Origin of the sequence: Psychromonas algarum (assembly GCF_004376845.1) — a bacterium.
Taxonomy (GTDB): Bacteria; Pseudomonadota; Gammaproteobacteria; order Enterobacterales; family Psychromonadaceae; genus Psychromonas.
In genome coordinates this window covers 31,979-51,318 of sequence record NZ_SNUW01000005.1, presented here as the reverse complement: position 1 = coordinate 51,318, position 19,340 = coordinate 31,979, and the positions used below count along the sequence as shown (strand labels likewise).

15 protein-coding genes are annotated in these 19,340 nt (G+C 34.0%); 7 read left to right on the top strand and 8 right to left on the bottom strand.

Annotated features, from left to right (window positions below):
• Nucleotides 1-123: 123 nt before the first annotated feature.
• Nucleotides 124-1,482 (top strand): aminodeoxychorismate synthase component I, encoded by a 1,359-nt coding sequence (pabB, locus tag E2R68_RS05415; protein WP_243834609.1) that lies wholly within the window; start codon nt 124-126, stop codon nt 1,480-1,482.
• Between the two features lie 92 nt (nt 1,483-1,574).
• Here the strand turns inward: pabB and cysB are convergent, their stop codons facing one another.
• Nucleotides 1,575-2,543 carry an HTH-type transcriptional regulator CysB gene (gene cysB, locus E2R68_RS05410; protein ID WP_134276484.1) on the bottom strand — a complete coding sequence of 323 codons (969 nt, stop codon included), beginning with the start codon at nt 2,541-2,543 and terminating at the stop codon, nt 1,575-1,577.
• Between the two features lie 339 nt (nt 2,544-2,882).
• On the opposite strand from cysB, the gene E2R68_RS05405 reads away from it, so the two are divergent.
• From E2R68_RS05405 to E2R68_RS05385, 5 genes are all read left to right on the top strand, one after another.
• Nucleotides 2,883-3,272 carry a TraR/DksA C4-type zinc finger protein gene (locus E2R68_RS05405; protein WP_134276483.1) on the top strand — a complete coding sequence of 130 codons (390 nt, stop codon included), beginning with the start codon at nt 2,883-2,885 and terminating at the stop codon, nt 3,270-3,272.
• 77 nt (nt 3,273-3,349) lie between these two features.
• Nucleotides 3,350-5,062 carry a S16 family serine protease gene (locus E2R68_RS05400; protein ID WP_243834608.1) on the top strand — a complete coding sequence of 571 codons (1,713 nt, stop codon included), beginning with the start codon at nt 3,350-3,352 and terminating at the stop codon, nt 5,060-5,062.
• Nucleotides 5,063-5,212: 150 nt separating this feature from the next.
• Nucleotides 5,213-5,752 carry a bifunctional 3-hydroxydecanoyl-ACP dehydratase/trans-2-decenoyl-ACP isomerase gene (gene fabA, locus E2R68_RS05395; RefSeq protein ID WP_134276482.1) on the top strand — a complete coding sequence of 180 codons (540 nt, stop codon included), beginning with the start codon at nt 5,213-5,215 and terminating at the stop codon, nt 5,750-5,752.
• Nucleotides 5,753-6,021: 269 nt separating this feature from the next.
• Nucleotides 6,022-7,869: a signal peptide peptidase SppA gene (gene sppA, locus E2R68_RS05390; RefSeq protein ID WP_134276481.1), complete on the top strand. Its 1,848-nt coding sequence runs from the start codon at nt 6,022-6,024 to the stop codon at nt 7,867-7,869.
• Between the two features lie 365 nt (nt 7,870-8,234).
• On the top strand, nt 8,235-8,696 hold the full coding sequence (locus E2R68_RS05385) for a DUF2919 domain-containing protein (protein WP_134276480.1): 462 nt from the start codon (nt 8,235-8,237) through the stop codon (nt 8,694-8,696).
• Nucleotides 8,697-8,829: 133 nt separating this feature from the next.
• Here the strand turns inward: E2R68_RS05385 and E2R68_RS05380 are convergent, their stop codons facing one another.
• The 7 genes from E2R68_RS05380 to fabB all read right to left on the bottom strand — a co-directional run bounded on the left by E2R68_RS05380 (nt 8,830) and on the right by fabB (nt 17,132).
• Nucleotides 8,830-10,116 (bottom strand): NAD(P)/FAD-dependent oxidoreductase, encoded by a 1,287-nt coding sequence (locus E2R68_RS05380; protein WP_134276479.1) that lies wholly within the window; start codon nt 10,114-10,116, stop codon nt 8,830-8,832.
• A 174-nt stretch (nt 10,117-10,290) separates the two neighbouring features.
• Nucleotides 10,291-10,830: an alpha/beta hydrolase YcfP gene (gene ycfP / locus E2R68_RS05375; RefSeq protein WP_134276478.1), complete on the bottom strand. Its 540-nt coding sequence runs from the start codon at nt 10,828-10,830 to the stop codon at nt 10,291-10,293.
• Nucleotides 10,831-10,953: 123 nt separating this feature from the next.
• A complete protein-coding gene (gene nagZ / locus E2R68_RS05370; RefSeq protein ID WP_134276477.1) occupies nt 10,954-11,970 on the bottom strand; it encodes a beta-N-acetylhexosaminidase in 1,017 nt (338 codons plus the stop codon).
• A gap of 25 nt (nt 11,971-11,995) precedes the next feature.
• Nucleotides 11,996-13,492: a FimV/HubP family polar landmark protein gene (locus tag E2R68_RS05365; RefSeq protein ID WP_134276476.1), complete on the bottom strand. Its 1,497-nt coding sequence runs from the start codon at nt 13,490-13,492 to the stop codon at nt 11,996-11,998.
• A gap of 155 nt (nt 13,493-13,647) precedes the next feature.
• The gene (locus tag E2R68_RS05360; protein ID WP_134276475.1) at nt 13,648-14,661 is read right to left on the bottom strand and encodes an aspartate-semialdehyde dehydrogenase; all 1,014 of its coding nucleotides are present in this window, start codon (nt 14,659-14,661) and stop codon (nt 13,648-13,650) included.
• Nucleotides 14,662-14,670: 9 nt separating this feature from the next.
• Nucleotides 14,671-15,810 carry a 4-phosphoerythronate dehydrogenase gene (locus E2R68_RS05355; RefSeq protein ID WP_134276474.1) on the bottom strand — a complete coding sequence of 380 codons (1,140 nt, stop codon included), beginning with the start codon at nt 15,808-15,810 and terminating at the stop codon, nt 14,671-14,673.
• 110 nt (nt 15,811-15,920) lie between these two features.
• Nucleotides 15,921-17,132, bottom strand: a complete 1,212-nt coding sequence (fabB, locus tag E2R68_RS05350) for a beta-ketoacyl-ACP synthase I (RefSeq protein WP_134276473.1) — start codon at nt 17,130-17,132, stop codon at nt 15,921-15,923.
• A gap of 84 nt (nt 17,133-17,216) precedes the next feature.
• Here fabB and mnmC point away from each other — a divergent pair, with 84 nt between their 5' ends.
• Nucleotides 17,217-19,247, top strand: a complete 2,031-nt coding sequence (mnmC, locus tag E2R68_RS05345; protein ID WP_243834607.1) for a bifunctional tRNA (5-methylaminomethyl-2-thiouridine)(34)-methyltransferase MnmC2/FAD-dependent 5-carboxymethylaminomethyl-2-thiouridine(34) oxidoreductase MnmC1 — start codon at nt 17,217-17,219, stop codon at nt 19,245-19,247.
• Nucleotides 19,248-19,340: the final 93 nt, after the last annotated feature.

Sequence of the window (19,340 nt, the reverse complement as noted above, 5' to 3'; positions counted from 1 at the left end):
ATAATGATATTATTGTAACACTTATCCTCTTAACTTTTGTTACAAAAATGTTGCTGAATATAAAAAATGACAGATAGAACAACTAATATACTCATAAAACCTCTCTTCTTTTCAGAAAAGACAATGCTAAACATAAAACAACATCTTTCATCTTTGGATTGGACGATGTTTTTAGAGTCAGCTAGCTTGCAGCACGTGGACAGCAATTGGTCTATTTACACAGCTCAACCCATCGCAACATTAACTGAATCAAATGGAAGAACACTGTTTCATGATCGCATTAGAGAGACAACAACTGACATGGGTCGAGATCCATTGGCGGCTCAGTCAAGATTACGACAACAACTTTTTCATGCATTAGATGAAAGTGAATACCCTTTTACTGGTGGAGTGATTGCCGCTTACCAATATGAAATGGGCGAGTTGTTCGAGTCTTTACATAAAAACAAGGTAAATACTGGGTTAGATTTAGGTGCTTTTTATTGCGGATTTTATGATTGGGCAATTCTTTATAATCTAAAAGATAACCAATATTATCTCATGCAACATCAAACAAAAAACCAAGAAAAGAGTGTTAATGAATTGTGGCATGATCGTTACTCTCAACTTGAAAATTTAACAAGTGGCAATGCTCACGATTTCTATCTAACTGAAGAATGGAATGAAAATTACACTGAATCTGAATATCGCCAATCTTTTGAAAAAATTCAGCAATATATTCTTAATGGCGATTGTTATCAGGTAAATTTAGCACAGCGTTTTCAAGCCAAATATGCAGGTGATGAGTATCAAGCTTATCAAGCTTTATTATCTGAAAACAAAGCGCCCTTTGCTGCATTCATCCGTTTACCAGAACAAGTCATTATATCGGTTTCTCCTGAGCGCTTTCTATTATTGTCAGGTAATAAAGTACAAAGTAAACCAATCAAAGGTACCATGCCTCGAGATACTGATCCCAAACAAGATTTATTAAACAAACAGCAACTATTAAACTCTGAAAAAGACCAAGCCGAAAATTTAATGATTGTTGATTTATTACGTAACGACATTGGTAGGGTTTGTACTCCGGGCAGTGTTGCCGTGCCATATCTATTTACTATTGAAAGTTTTCCTGCTGTTCATCATTTAGTAAGTACAGTAACGGGTGTATTAGATAAACCATATAGCTGTGAAGACCTGCTCAGAGCTTGTTTCCCGGGGGGATCAATTACTGGCGCGCCTAAAATAAGATCCATGGAAATTATTTGTGAATTAGAAAAATACAAACGTGAAATTTATTGTGGCAGTATTGCTTATGTTAATGGCAATGGCGATATGGATAGCAGCATCACCATCCGTACTTTAGTCTGTCATCAACAACATATTTATTGTTGGGCAGGTGGAGGAATCGTTGCAGACTCACGCGTTGAGAGTGAATACAAAGAATGTTTTGATAAAGTCAGTAGAATATTGCCCGTATTAAGTAAACTTAATAAAAAATAGATAAGCTATGTATTATGATTGCGATAAACGCATATCTAAAAAAGCCCAATAATTAATATTATTGGGCTAAATATATAACTGTTTTAAATAAATTAACGAGTTGGTAATTCAATATCTTCGAATAATTTATTTACTTCCACTGCATATTTTAATTGAATCGCTTTCTCAACTAATGGTCTATTTAGATGTGGTGCAAAACGAACCATGAAGTCGTACATGTAATCTCGTAAGAAAGAGCCCTTTCTAAATCCAATACTTGTTAAGCTTGATTTAATCAAATGGCTTGCATCAAATACACAGAAATCATCGTCAGGATTAATTGCCATTGAAGCAATAACACCAACCCCTAAACCAAGACGGACGTAAGTTTTAATGACATCAGCATCAGTCGCTGTAAATACAACATTTGGTTTATAACCTGCCGCATTAAAAGCATCATCTAATTCAGATCGCCCTGTAAAGCCAAAGACATAAGTAACAATCGGATATTTAGCAATATCATCAATGGTTAGCTCTTTTATTTGTGCTAGCGGGTGATCTTTAGGAACGATCACAGAGCGATTCCAATGATAACAAGGCAACATGATCAAATCTTGATACAAATGTAAGGCTTCAGTAGCAATTGCAAAATCTGTTTTACCTTTCACCACTGATTCACTAATTTGAGTTGGTGTTCCTTGATGCATATGTAATGAAACTTTTGGGTAACGTTTCATAAAGCCGTTAATGACTTCAGGTAATGCATAACGAGCTTGTGTATGAGTAGTAGCAATATTTAATGTACCTTGATCAGGCATAGTGTATTGATTTGCAACAGCTTTAATACTTTCAACTTTTCCTAATATTTCAGTTGAGTAACGTATAATTTCTTGCCCTGCAGGAGTCACTTTAGTTAGATGCTTTCCGCTACGTTCAAAAATTTGAATACCCAATTCATCTTCTAACATACGGACTTGTTTACTGATCCCTGGTTGTGAAGTAAATAAGTTTTCAGCTGTTGCTGAAACATTCAAGTTATGGTTTAGTACTTCGACAATATAACGCAGTTGTTGCAATTTCATAATTTTACCAACTCATATTCCATTTGTTTAAATCTATATTCCATTTAATTCTAACAGAGTTCTCTTATATGCAAAGTCATACTTTTCTATTTTATACTTCAAATCAATTTTTAAAATAATATAGTGTATAAAAAGGTTCTATTAAGACTTATTTTGCTGTTTAAATGTCTGAGTCCATAGCTAGATTAAAAATAAAATAAGTAATCCAAAAAAAATTACTGATCCAAGTCAATCAATAGCTTACCGTGCAAATCAAGCGAAGTTAATTTGATATAAATCATTACCTTTAAAATCTTCTCACTTATGATGAAGTCAACATAAGTTAAGCGGGATATTTTTATGCAAGCGATTACAGCAGAACAACAACAACTTCTACAACAAGGCTTATTAGCTGAATTTGCTTTATTAAAAGAAAAAGTAAAAACACGTTTAAGTATTTCTTCGAAAAAGAACTTAAACGATTTAGTTGAGCAAATTGATTCAATGAGTGCTGATACATTAATTTCTAATTTAGTTCATAGTGAAAGTCACTCACTTAACCTCTACAAACTCAAAATTCAAAGTATCGATGCAGCATTACAAGGAATGGAGTTAGGGTTATACGGCTTATGTTCAGACTGCGAAGAAGATTTAGATGTTGATGAATTATTTAAAAATCCAACAATGCAACGTTGTCCTGAATGTGAAATTAAATATCAAAAACAAAAAGTAAAAGGTTTTAAACTATAAGGCTATTTTAATTGTTAACTAATTAGAGAGGAATGTGCTAAATTGCTTTCTTTTAAACTTTAACTAGAGCATACATTTTGGTAGATAACATTTCCCCTTTAACATCAAACAATACCTCTAACCAAAATGATCAAATGAATACCGTGCCTGTTCAGCCATTAACAACTCAACAGTGTGCCCCTAATTTTGATAACTATTTAGAAAGTTATTTACAAAATGACAGCACATCTGAATTCAATGAATCGGCGCTTTTGTTTCCTGATGCTATTTCTATTGTTACTCACTATCTAAAATTACCTACTCAATTGTTGCTAGTTAATAGCCGTTATTGGGCAGCAGCAACACAAATGCTACAACAAATCATTCCTAGTACGTTATCGAGTAAATATTTACTTAGCTATAATCAAGAAACTTTATTTGGACGTTTATCTGTTATCAATGAAGCTGAGTTAAAATTAGCTGATGGTGAATTAACAAAATATAGCGATGGCCTACTTATACTAAATATAAGCCCATTGTTAGTTGATCCTAATTTATGGTTTATGCTCAAATCTGTTTTACAACGTGGCTATTTACAGGCAAGTGATGCAGTTAATGCCGAAAAGATAAAACAAGTATTACCGGACTTAACAACACAAGCCATTAATACCAAAATAATCTTAGTCGCAAGTCGTTTACAACTTGAAGAGTTAATCCAAATTGACCCTGAATACTCTCAAGTCACCTCTTTATTTTGTGAATTAGCTGGTCAAGTACCTGTCTCTCAGCATTCAATTAATGCCATTGCAAGTTATTGTCATCGAGCGGCCAGTGAATTAGGAATCAAACCACTTGAACAATCAGTATTGGCAACACTGTTAGATTTTCTCTCCGTACAATGTCAACATCAGCAACAGCTATTGTTTTCACCTGAGTTAATCCAACAAACATTACAATACTCAAGTTTATTTAATGATAATAATCAGGTTACAAAAGAAGATTTAATTGCTTATTTTGAAGAGGTTGAGCAAGCTCAATCATTAGCCAGAAAATACAGCGAACAATCACTTATTGAAGGCCAAGTAAATTTACAATTATCAGGTCAAAAAATAGGACAAATTAACGGTCTATCCGTCGTCGAATTATTAGGTTATCCATGTGAGTTTGGTGAGGTATTTAGAATTTCAGCCAGTGATATGATCGGTGATGGTGAAATTATAGATGTTGAACGTAAGGTTGAATTAGCAGGCAATATTCACGCAAAAAGCACTTTAATTGTACAAGGTTATTTGAATCATTTTTTTAGTCACATTAACGCTTTCCCTTATTCATGTAATTTAGTCTTTGAGCAATCTTATCAAGAGTGCGATGGTGATAGTGCATCACTTGCCATTCTTATTGCGGTCAGTTCTTGTTATGCTCAATTTCCTGTTAAGCAGAATATATTTGTAACTGGGTCATTAGATCAACATGGAAACGTGCTTCCTATTGGCGGTATTAAGCAAAAAATTGAAGCTGTTACTCGATTATTTGAGTTAGATTTATTAAAAGAACCTGTATTAATTGTAATGCCTAAAGCAAACCAAATAAATTTAACCTTAAATATTAAAACCTTAGCATTAGTTGAATCAGGAAAAATAGTTATCCATGCTATTTCCCATTGCCATCAAGCCTATCCTCTTTTATTAAATAAAACGTTTAAAGAAGTACTTGATGCAATTAACTTAAGAATAGAAACCGCTGCCAAAGAAGAGATGGATGAAACGTCCAATAGTTTGTTTTCTCGATTAATAGGCTCTATATTCCGTTAAATGTTTTAAAAAAAACAAAATATTATCAAGGACTTTGATTGCTCTTGATTGTTTTTAGAGCCTAATATAAAGTATGGCGCTCATTATTTCGCGATAATAAATGTTATTATTTATTATCTCACCTTAACCATTATTATAAGAACAGCAATTATGACTAAAATCGTATCTCAAAAAGAGTTGGGTAAAAACTCTTACAATAAAGAAGAATTAATCAAATGTGGTCAAGGTGAATTATTTGGCGAAGGCAACTGCCAATTACCAATTGATAATATGTTAATGCTAGACCGCATTATTAGCATCACTGAAGATGGTGGTGAACACGGTAAAGGTGAACTAATCGCTGAACTAGATATCGATAAAGCACTTTGGTTCTTCCAATGTCACTTCCCAAATGATCCAGTAATGCCTGGATGTTTAGGTCTTGATGCAATGTGGCAACTAGTTGGATTTTTCCTTGGATGGAGCGGTGGTCCTGGTAAAGGTCGTGCTCTGGGCGTAGGTAATGTTAAATTTACTGGTCAAGTACTTCCAACAGCTAAAAAAGTAACATACCGCATTACAATGAAACGCCTAATCATGCGTAAGTTAGTAATGGGTATTGCTGATGGTGTTGTTGAAGTTGATGGTAAAGTGATCTATACAGCAGAAGATTTAAAAGTTGGTTTATTTGTTGATACATCAAGCTTTTAAACTAAACAATTGATTATTATTACTAAAGCACTGATTATATTCTAATCGGTGCTTTTTTTTACCTATAATTTAATCTTTATACCGATTACATTAAATATGTTATCTAAATTTTTCACTGAAAAAACAGTTCAATTGAATATGTAATTTGACGTAAATGGTTATTCCCTTTACGTAATTTACAACCAGGAAGTGGACTGCTTTAACAAGTAAAGTGGTAAGTTATTTATTGTAATTGCTATTATTATGTTGGACTTGTTTAAGGACAAACCATGACTTTTTTATTTCGTTTTATTAAACAACTTTTTAGCAAGTTATTTAAGCTCATCAACTGGGTGCGCTTATTAATAATGAACACTATATTTATCGCCATTGTAATCACTATTTTTGTTTTAATGAATGATCAAGGTGAAGCAGTTACGGTAGCAGATAATTCTTATTTACGACTTAATTTAAATGGTTCAATTGTTGAACAGAAACAAGCCGTTAACCTATCACAACAAATATCAAAACAATTATCAGATAATGCGCCTGATTTTTCACAAGAATTCACACTAGCAGAAGTTATCAATACGATTAATTTTGCGCAGAAAGATACCAAAATAAAAGGCCTGATCTTAGAGTTAAGTGGTTTACAATCTGCAAGTCTTAATCAAATATCTGATATTGGTAATGCAATTAATGAATTTAAATCTTCAGGTAAACCTGTATATGCTTATGCTGACAACTATTCTCAAACACAATATAAACTAGCAAGCTATGCAGACCATATTACCCTAGCTCCAAATGGTTTGGTGTTATTACAAGGTTTTTCTGTTAACCGTCTATATTATAAAGACTTAATCGATAATTTACTGATCACACCGCATATTTTTAAAGTAGGCACTTATAAATCATTTGTTGAACCTTATCTTAGAACAGATATGTCGAGTTATAGTAAAGAAGCAAGTGGGCATTGGTTAAATCAATTATGGCAAGGTTACATTGCTGATGTTGTAAAACAGCGCAATAACGTACCACAATTAAATGCACAATCAATCAATCCGACATTAAAACAGTTCAAAAATGCGCTTATAAAAAATGCAGGGGATAGTGCACAATATGCATTAGCAGTAGGCCTTGTTGATGAGTTGACATATTACCAACCATTCACAAACAAACTACTTAAAGCTGATGAAAGTAAAGTCATTGATTACCAAAAATATGCGTCCACTTTACCTCCATTATATGCAAGCTCAGACACAAATAATAAGATTGCGATAATTTATGCCTCAGGTGAAATTGCCTCAGGATATTCAGATGGTTCTACTATTGCGGATAAAAGTTTCAATAAACTATTAAAACAAGCATTAAATAATGATCAAATTAAAGCTGTTGTGATACGTATAGATTCACCAGGAGGAAGTGCAGCTGCTTCTGAAAATATAAGACAACAAGTATTAGCATTAAAAAATACAGGTAAAAAAGTGGTTGTTTCCATGGGCTCTGTCGCAGCGTCAGGTGGTTATTGGATCGCTTCAGCAGCAGACCAAATTATTGCGGCTCCAACTACTCTAACGGGCTCGATAGGTATCTTTGGTATGTTTGCAACGGTAGATAAATCACTTAATAAAATTGGCATTCACCAAGATGGTGTTAGTACAAATGAATTATCTAATATCAGTGTTACACAGCCCCTATCGCCGGAGTTGGCAGAAATATTTCAAATTGGTATTGAACATGGTTACGCTAACTTCTTAAAAGTAGTTTCAGAAGGACGAGACTTAACAGAAAAAGAAGTTGATAAAATTGCTCAAGGTCGTGTATGGACCGGCGTAGATGCCCTTCAAAATGGTTTAGTAGATAAATTAGGGAACTTACAAACGGCGATTGATTCTGCTGCTGAAATAGCTGAATTAAATGATTATGATGTGCTATTAATAGAGCCTCAAGTTTCATCAAAACAAGCCTTTATTAATGAGTTATTTTCAAAATCAGTGGGCTTATTACCAACGGGATTAATTAAAACTTCTTCTATGCTCAATCTATTGGGTGATATAGATAAAGAAATTAATTTTATGACACGATTGAATGACCCACAAAATCGTTTTATCTATTGCACTGAATGTACAATTCGATAAATTAAGTCTCTATATAAAAACACCTATTAATAACTTTTTAGGTGTTTTTTCCTTTACCCTCTCTAATATTGCACTTCACTATGTAGCTAACTTTAAAGTAACAACATAAGCATATAGAAATCAATTCTCCTTAAAACTATTCTTATTCTTTAGATTGCAATATATAATGACTTACCTTCAGTATTATACCTATTTCATTAAATATGTTATCTACATTTTGTACTGGAAAAACAGCTCAATTCAAGACGTAAACTGATGTAACTGGTTAATTCCCTAAACTAAATTTACGACGATAAAGCGCTGTTTTAACAAATAGATAAGCTATTTATGTTGATTGGTATTATTAATTTTTTATCGAGCTAGCCATGAAACGTCGTTTATACGCCCTACAGCATTATACAGAATCAGGGGATTTGAAAGCACCAGCAGTTTTGCTTTATATTTTACTCTTTTTATCTAGAACTTGGATGTTACTTATTGTCTCTCTTGCATCACATCAGACTGGTAATAAGCTATTACATATATTTTACCCCGACAAAGCGCACTTTTATTTAGGGCTTGCTCTGGGCATATTACCTTTAATTGTATTTTTGATTTCAGGACGAAGACACGCACAAGATAGCTGGGCAATAAAATGCTGGCCATTTTGTTTTTATTTGATTGTGATAAGTGTTATCGGTGATTTAGCATTTCAACTATTTTATTTATCACTAGAGCATTTTAGATATTCAGTTACAGCATCATTACAGTTAGTATTTGGTGTATGGAGTTGTATATATATTCTGAAAAGTAAGCAATTAAGAGATTGTTTTAAACAGACTACATAAATAAAATAAGTCCTCTATATAAACACAAATTTTAATTAAAAAAATGCCTCAATTAATGAGGCATTTTTATTTTCAACTAAGTAATACCAATCACAGTAAATAGATCACCTATTTAATGTAATTAGTATCATAATTAATGCAATTTTAATCGAGGGCGTAATACCCTGTTAATTCGTTCAACTATAGTCATTAATCCAGTTCGTACATAGCCATGTAAGGCCACTTGGTGCATACGATATAGCGATATATAAACCATACGAGCTACGCGCCCTTCTATCATCATAGAGCCTTTCATTAGATTCCCCATTAAACTACCTACTGTACTGTAGTTACTTAATGATACTAAAGATCCATAATCTGTATATTTGTAATCTAACAAAGGTTTGTTATTAATGCTGGCAATGATGTTCTTACCCACTAACGTCGCCATCTGATGAGCTGACTGAGCTCGTGGCGGAACAAAACCACCACTTGGTAACGCACAACTAGCACAATCACCAATAGCATAGATATCTTGGTCTAAGGTTGTTTGTAAAGTAGGTTTTACTATTATTTGGTTAATTCTATTAGTTTCTAAACCCGCCAAATCTTTTAAATAATCAGGCGCTTTGATACCTGCAGCCCATACAATCAAATCTGCTTTAATTAACTCACCAGATTTGGTTATTAAACCTTCTTCATTTGCTTCAGTCACCATTGTTTTAGTGCGAACATCGACACCTAGTTTTAATAGCTCTTGATGAGCAGAAGCAGAAATTCGTTTAGGTAAAGCAGGTAAAATAGAATCTCCTGCTTCGACTAAACTAACGTGTAGATCAGCACTTTTAATATGTTCGTAACCGTAACTCGATACTTGTTTAAGTGAATTATATAATTCCGCAGATAATTCAACGCCTGTTGCACCTGCACCAATGATCACAACATTAACTGATTTAGTTTCTTGCTCACCTAATTGTAAATACTTGTTCAACATACGGTGGTGGAATTTTTTTGCCTGTTGCGGGCTATCTAAAAATATACAATGTTCTCGTACACCTTTTGTATTAAAGTCATTACTTACACTGCCCAGAGCCATGACTAAAATATCATACTCAAGTTCACTTTCAGGCAAAATAATAGTGCCGTCATCATCGTGTAAAGCATCCAATGATATTGTTTTTTTAACTCTATCAATATTGCGCATTGCACCTAATTTGAAATTAAAATAGTGATTAGTTGCATGTACTCTATAACTTACAGCATCAATACCATCATCTAACGAACCCGCTGCAACTTCGTGCAATAACGGTTTCCATAAATGGGTTCTATTTTTATCCACTAATGTAATATGTGCTTTATGTTTACGGCCTAATTTGTTGCCTAATTTAGTTGCTAACTCTAAACCACCAGCACCGCCGCCAACAATTACTATTCTTTTCATACTTACCTCAATAATTAAATTTTTTACAAAAGCACATTCTGATCATTTCAATTAACAACAAGAAATGGACTATGTTTTGGTAAAAATTGATCTATCTTCTATTTATGGGATTTAAGATATAAAAAAAGGCAACCTAAGTCACCCTCTTTTATGTTTTATCGTTTGTTTGCTTAATTATTCGTCTTTAAATTTTTTAATTGTTTGAAGATGATGAGAAATATCTGTGAATTTATGTTTTTGCTTCTCATCAAAAATAATTGGGTAATAGTCAGCTAATTCATGATTGCTTGCTTTACTATCGAGCACATCGTCACTCACAGATAATATGCATAAGCAATTACCTTTGTTTTCAGCTCGAAAATCGCTGACACATTTGGTCTGAATATCAAAATATTCTTCAGGCCATTCTATTCTGCCAACCATATTATCTTCAGGGTGGATATTAGGATTAAAAATAACTTGTTTGATACCGCATAAAAACCCAATTCGTTCGCTCCAGTATCCACCCAAACCAACACCACAAATCAAAGGTGCTTTATCATCAGTACTTTGGATATGTTTATGAACCTCTTTGAGTATATGGCTCATATCTTGTTTAGGATGAATCGTACTGTAATGGACAAAACGAACATCTGGATCAATGAATTTTAATTGCATCACTTTTTCGTGATTGCCAGGACTGGTTGCATCGAAACCGTGTAAATAGATGATCATATGTTAAATTCCGCCTTTGTTATTCTACTGTCATTTAGCGATTTATCTTTTCTAATACTAAATTTTCTATTTTTTTCTAGTCTATGTAAATTGCTAAATAGTGCAAGTACTGCTTGATACTATTTAGACTCGCTCAGCAAACTCAAGTAATAAGCGCCTACTTTCTAGCCAAGACTGGTTTTTTAATAAAGGTAATGATAATTTTTTTTTGTCTGCAAGTAGTGAAGATATCAATAATTCATTTGATTTGTTATTGATCGTTAAACCATCAAGAATACTCATTGCCGCTTTTTGATCATTACAAGCAAGTATCAAATCACAACCTGCATTAACCGCATTTATTGCTCTTGATAAATGGTTGCCAACAAAACTTGCACCATGCATTGATATATCATCACTAATAATGGTGCCTTTGAACCCTAATTTCTGTTTTAATATTTTTTGTAACCAATATTCAGAAAATCCACAGGGTAATGTATCACATTCAGAATACACAACATGTGATGGCATAATTGCCTCTAATTTGTTGTTATTAATTAATTCCACAAATGGCAACATGTCATTAGTAAATATTTCTATTTCACTACGTCCATCAACCGGTAATGCAATGTGCGAATCGGCTTTTACACTACCATGACCAGGGAAGTGTTTACCCGTGCTGGACATGCCTGCTAATTTCATCCCATCAATATATGCAGATGCCATTTGTGACACTTGGTATTTATCATGGCTAAAAGCACGCTCTTTAATAACATCAGAAATACCATTGATATCTAAAACAGGTGCAAAGCTTAAATCTATATCACAATCAATTAGTTCACTTGCCATCACAAAAGCACTTGCCTTTGCTAATCTCATCGCTTGTTCTACTGAACTTGTTTTAGATAACAAATCACCACAAGCTGGAAGTATAGTAAACCCATCTCGAAAGCGTTGTACCCTTCCACCTTCATGATCAACTGCGATAATAAGATCATTTTTTGCATGTAAACGAATTTGCTGTACTAATTCTTTTAGTTGTACAACGTTATCAAAGTTGCGTGTAAATAAAATGACACCGGCCACCAAAGGGTGGGCTAAATATTCTTGTTCAACTGCGGTTAAGCAGTAACCTTCTACATCCAAAATAATTGGGCGCATATATATAATTCCAATTTATAAAATATTAAGAGTCTGAAGTAATTCTTTCTAATAGTTTTTCTACTTCTTTTAACTTGTCATCTTTTGCAATTGATAATAATGCCGTTAAGATATCACTCGCAGCATCTTTCTCATCCATTTCTAAATAGGCTCTAGCTAAGTCTAAGTGTGCTGCAATGCCATCTTCATCACTGTCGAACTCACTAAAAGATTGCACAACATCCGGGAATTCATCTAAACCAAACTCTAAATTAAATTCATCTTCGGTTGTTTCGCTATTTTTATCAGTATCTGCTAATAATGTTTCAATATTAATAAATTCATTATTTTCTTTTTGTGTCGTAATAGTCTTTTTGTCTATCACGTTATTTTTAGGCGTGAACTCTACTTCTTCAACTATTTCTACTACTTCATTTTTTTTATCTACTGTTTTTTCATGCTTGATATCAATAACATTCGACGGGTCTTCTACTATATCTTTTGAAGGGATAACCTGATTATCTTTTAAATTAACTTGCTGTTCATTTTCATCATTAATAGCATCATTTACTTCGTTTTTAGTTACCGGTTGCTCAACTATGGAAGTATTATAAGGTGTTTGAACGAACGCATCTTCATTCTTAGGTTGTACTGATACCTTGGCTATTTTGTTATCTTCAAGGTCTGCCGCTGATTTAGATTTACGGCGTAATAAACCTATAAAAATAATGAACAAAATGAATAATGGAAAAATAATGGCAAATATTAAAGAACTAATAGAAGAAGTTATTGTTCGCATAACTTTGTTTACTAAACCATCTCCACTAAATGGCGGTTCAACATAGGTTTCAACTTGCATACGTAATTGTTCAGTGACAAAACGTAATTCATGTTGAACTTGTATTTCCTTTTCAACTTCAGCTTTAAGTTGATTTATTTGTTCAGTAAGAGGTTGTAACTTTAGTTTTAAATGTTGATTTTGCTCTTTAGCCAACTGCAATTCTTCATTAAGAGAAGATAAAGTATCTTTTTGTTCAGAAATGATAAGCTCTGTATTCGCTATCGTATTATCTCTATGTTCAATCTCTTTTTTTAACTCATCGATAATTTTAGGATCAATACTGTTTGATCCTGTTACTTTCTGTTGTTTTGCTTTGCTTAATTCACTTTTGCTTCCCGCAGTTACATTACCCGATTTAGTTGGTTTTAATAGGTAGTAAGCTTCTCTATTTGTTTGTTCTGATACAAACGTTAGATCTGGAATTGTTAGCATTGAATGAGGAATAATTCTATTAATATCCCCTTTATGAAATGCATTTGGATTTAATTTATAAATAGCAACTAAGGTTTGATAAGCAGAAACACTATTATTAGGACGGAGTTTAGTAGAAATAGACCATAACGTTTCTGAAGGTGCAGTGGGCCCATATTGTTCTGCTGCTGACTGAGTCGTTTCACTTGCTGTAAAATCAGTACTATGAGCGACAGGTATAGTTAATAACAACGGAGAACAGAAAATAAGACTAAGCAAAATACGCTTCATAAACGTTCCTTGTACGAGAAATCAGAATAATATTCTTTATATAATAAACTAGTAGCGAGAATAGCCGTTCTTTTAAAATAAAGTAAAAGGCTAGAATTGAGATCTAGCCCTCTTTAAAAATTTAACCTGGGTAGATTAAATAACTTTTTAACACATTATAAATAGGTATAAGCTAATTTTTCCATTACCAATACTGCATTTGTAGCAATACCATAATGAACATTATCAGCACAAACCCACATATTAATACCTGCGGCATCACAAGTATCTTTGCGTAAACGCCCAACATGTACTTCAACATTACCCACTACATCATCAATCATATTCGCATAATCATTGACTGATTCTGATAACACAATGTTATCACTGTGGTGCAATGCATTTGCTACTTCTTCAAGCTCCACAGGGTAATGTGTCACTACATGAACAGCTTGAGAGCAACCATAAAACATAGGAACAACAACTTGAGTCGTTGAAACTACCATTTCAGGATCATTTAATAAACGACGTGTTTCAGCTGCTAAACGTAATTCTGAAAAGTCTATACCGTCTTCATTAAATTCATCAATTTGTGGTACAACATTAAATGCAATTTGTTGTTTAAACTTACGATGTTCAATACCTTTAGCATTCAATAACAGTGCAGTTTCTCCTGCCAAAGCGGTGACCCCTGCTTTACCAATACAAGAAACAGACTGGTAACCAGCTACTGTTACACGTTTAATACCAACTTCTTGATGAATTTGTTTAATCGCTAATGTTAACTGTGCTGTTTCTGGGCTTGGAATTGCAATGATATTCGCATCACTATAACGGGCGACATCATCGTCATTAATACCCATCTGCACTAAAGGCACTAAAGCATCCTCTAAATAATAACCACTGATATCAATAACAACACAATGCTCTTTTGCAACAGGCACCCATTGTTGCGCAACGTCACGGTCAGCAAGAAATAAAGCAATATCTACCTGCTGCCAATCAAATGATTCTATTTCTTGTACATCAACAGGTTTTCCTGAATACATAACAGAAGTTGTATCACATTCACCGATGCTTAAAGGAAAAATGTTATTGATTGCAAAGTCTCTTTTTAATAGCACTTCTAAAGTTGCTTCAATGCAACCATCGATCTCGCCAATTAATGCAATGTTATATTCTTTGTTCATATTGACCTTTTATATATTATTAACGGTAAAACCAACTTGTGATAAATCGGTTGTTGATAAGTGATTAACTTCTGACGTTGTCATATTCAACATCAGAGTGGATAACTCTCTGCGCTCCTGATAATTTTTACGCATATTGTCAAAACCATTACTTTCATTCACTTTAATTCTAAACAACGCATCATCTCTGCGCACATCATATATTAAATGCACTAAAGGTTTTAATAATTCTAAAGTAAAAGAGGATGTAATAGTGATTTCACTGATATTAGGTTTTGCCATAAAGTCAGTACTATTTAACATTGGAGTCATATTTAGGTATTTACATAAGGCTTGATACAGCATTTCTGTGCCGCGTACTTTCCCATCTAAACTATAACCAGCAATATGCGGAGTTGCTAATGCAATATAAGGGAGCAATAATTTTTCAATATTCGGTTCTTTTTCCCAGACATCAAGCACTAGCGTTGGACAGTTTTCTTTTTTAACTGTTTTCAATAAAGCTTGATTATCAATCACCTCTCCACGGCAAGCGTTAATTAATATTTGTTTATCAGTTAACTGATTTAACACATGCTCATCAAACATATGTAAGGTTTTAAAAGGACCAGTTATTATTTTAGGTACATGTAATGAAATAATATCAGCGCTGAGCACTTCAGAAAAATCACAAAATTCACGTTGATCACCAACTGCATTTAGCGGCGGGTCATACAGCTTACATGTCACTCCAATAGCAGTTAAACATTGATACACAGCTGTACCTGTATTGCCTGCACCCACAATAGCGACTGTTTTATTTGTCAGCTGAAACTGCTTTTTTTCAGCTAATACTAATAGAGCACTTAACACATATTCAGCAACAGATACTTTGTTGCAACCTGGTGCACTATTAAATTGGATATTTTTCTGTTTTAGATATTCTATATCGATATGATCAATGCCAATCGTTGCCGTACCAACAAATTTAATTTTTTTATTTAACGCCAATAATGATTGATCAACTTTTGTTATGGAACGAACTAATAGAACATCCGCATCTTTTACTTGTTCAGCAGTAACATCACGACCAGAGAACTGAACCACTTCACCAAAACCTTTAAAAAAAGATTTACCGTAAGGTATATTCTCATCAATATAAATTTTCATTATTTACTCACCATTACCAGATATAAGATCGCTAACAAATACAGGTAATAAAAATTAATGACAAAAAAAGGAGCAAAAGCTCCTTTTTTATATGATGGCATTAAGCTTTATTAGTAACGTTTAAATACTAATGTTGCATTCGTTCCACCAAAACCAAAGCTGTTAGACATAACAATATCTAATTTAGCTGCTTCAGATTTATTTTTAACAATTGGAAGGTTTACTGCTTTTTCATCAACTTCATCGATGTTACAAGAAGGAGAAATGAAGTCATTTTCCATCATCAGTAAGCTGTAAATTGCTTCATGAACACCTGCCGCACCTAAAGCATGACCAGTTTGTGATTTAGTTGCACTGATTTTAGGTGCATTATCACCAAAGACTTCATTAATTGCTTCTAACTCTTTTACGTCGCCAACAGGTGTTGATGTACCGTGAGTATTCAAGTAATCAACTTTACCATCAACAGTTGAAAGTGCTTGTTGCATACAACGCACAGCCCCTTCACCAGATGGAGCAACCATGTCATAACCATCAGACGTTGCACCATAACCTACGATTTCAGCATAGATTTTTGCACCACGAGCAAGCGCATGTTCTAACTCTTCAACAACAACCATACCGCCACCGCCAGAGATAACAAAACCATCACGGTTTGCATCATAAGTACGAGAAGCTTGGTCAGGTGTTTCATTATATTTACTTGAAAGCGCGCCCATTGCGTCAAACTCACAAGCCATTGTCCAATCTAATTCTTCACCACCACCAGCAAAAACAATATCTTGTTTGCCAAGTTGAATTTGCTCAAGAGCATGTCCAATACAATGTGAACTTGTTGCACAAGCTGAACTCATTGAGTAGTTAATACCTTTGATTTTAAATGGTGTTGCAACACAAGCAGAAGTAGTACTAGCCATAGTACGAGGTACCATATAAGGACCAACACGACGAACGCCTTTGTCTTTCATGATTTGACATGCATCAACTTGATTTTTTGAAGAACCACCACCCGAACCAGCCACTAAACCAGTACGAACATTTGAAACCATATCGTCTGCTAAGTTAGCATCGGCAACAGCTTGTTGCATTGAAAGATAAGTGTATGCTGCAGCATCACCCATGAAACGCATTACTTTACGGTCAATATGTTCAGAAGGATTAATTTTCAAATCGCCCCAAACTTGGCTACGCATTCCCACTTCTTTAAATTGCTCAGAAGCTGTGATGCCTGACTTGCCACTTTTAAGTGATGCTAATACTTCTTCTTTATTGTTTCCGATACTAGAAACAATACCGATACCTGTAATTACTGCTCTTTTCATTATTAAGCCTTTATTGCTTGAGGGACTAATTATATGATCGCCAAGTAGAGAATAACCCTTAAAATCAACCTGACTGTTATCAACATGATCGCATATATTGGAGAATATAACTTGTCTCAAGGCAAAAACAATATAATTAAGCACGCACAACTTGACTGGTCAGATCAGTCTGAACCGTATTCGACACAATTTGACGATGTGTATTTCAATAATAATCAAGGTGTTAAGGAATCACAATATGTATTTTTCCAAGGTAATGATTTATTAGACAAATGGAGCACTTTTCAAGAATCCACATTTTGCATAATTGAAACTGGATTTGGATCTGGGCTTAATTTTATTAATACAGCAGCTCAATTTTTAACTTTTAAACAAACAAATAACAATGCAAAACTAGAGCAGCTACATTTCATCAGCTTTGAACAATACCCTTTAACATTAGAAGACTTAAATAAAACACTACAACAGTTCCCACAATTTGAATCATTGATAAGTCAGTTACAGGAGCAATACCCTCTTCCTCTTATTGGTTGCCATCGCTTATCCTTTAATAAAGGAAGTATTTTATTAGATCTCTGGTTTGGTGATGTTAACCAACAAATAGATAACTTAAGTAACGGGCATCAAGATAAAGGAAAGCAAACTCAATTAGCGAATGCTTGGTATCTTGATGGATTTAATCCAAGTAAAAATCCAGAGATGTGGCAACAAACTTTATTCAACAAAATTGCTAAATATTCAAAAAATGAAGCGACATTAGCAACATTTACTGCGGCAGGTTTTGTCAGAAGAGGTTTAATAGAGGCTGGATTTACAATAACAAAACGTAAAGGGTATGGTAAAAAACGAGAAATGTTGTTGGGCGCATTAAATCCTTCAACCTCAATAGCAATTGAAAATTCAGAGCGCCCCTCAGACATTGCTATCATAGGCGGAGGAATAGCTTCATTATGCGTTGCGTTATCATTAGCTCAACGCGGTAAAAAAATCACTATTTATTGTGCAGATAAAATTCTTGGCGAAAGAGCTTCGGGAAATCGACAAGGCGCACTATACCCATTATTAAACCAACAGCATGATGAATTAGGACAGTTATTTGCCAATGCTTATTTATATGCTCTTAATTTTTATCTGACATTAAATAAACAGCACCCTTTTCCTCATCAGTTTAATGGTTTAATTCAGCTTGCATATGACAATGCTTCTACTCAAAAATTACAAAAAATTAATGATGCTAATTTACCAACACAGTTAATACATTGGATAGACAGCAAAACAACAAATGAGTTAGCTGGCGTCGATATTGATCAGCAAGCTTTGTATTATCAAAATGCAGGTTGGCTAAGTCCCCAGGGAGTGATGCAAGCTTTAACACTTAAGTTGCATGAATATCCCAATCTTAAGATTAATTATGAGCATGAGATTCAATCATTTAAATACCATGATAAACAGTGGCAATTAACAGAAAAGACTAATGGAAGCTTTAACCATGATCTATTAATTATTGCTGCCGGCTTTGATACCCTTAAATTCGAACAATGTCGTGCGCTTCCTTTGTCAGCAGCAAGAGGACAAGTTAGCCACATTAAAAGTAATGCATTGTTATCACAGTTAAAACGCACACTTTGTCATGAAGGCTACCTAACCCCTTCCCTCAATCACACTCATTGTATGGGGGCGACTTTCAAGCGACATGATGAAGAAACGCAATACCGCGAGGCAGAACAAACTGAAAATTATCATAAATTAAATAAATGTATTCCTAATAAACCATGGGTAGAATCAATTAACATAAGCGACCAAGCGCATACTGCAATACGTTGTACAACACGAGATCACTTCCCATACGTTGGTGCTTTAACTGATTACGATCAACTCAAAAGTAACTACAAACAAGGTAAAATAGAGTCTGCTGAAAATACGACATTAGCGAATGTTTATTTATTAACCGGATTAGGTTCAAGAGGTTTATGCACAGCCCCTTTATTAGGTGAAGTTTTAGCCAGTGTTATTAACCAAGAAAGTTTACCTTTAGACAGGCATATCTATAAAAAAATGCAGATACCCAGGCAATGGATAAACTATATGCGTAAAAACAAACCCCTTAAAGAATAAAAAAGCATCGCTTTACGAGAGAATTACGAGTAATTAGAAGTGAAATCGGGATTCGACTTTGTTAAAAGCGTAATTTACGGTAATCTACGCCTC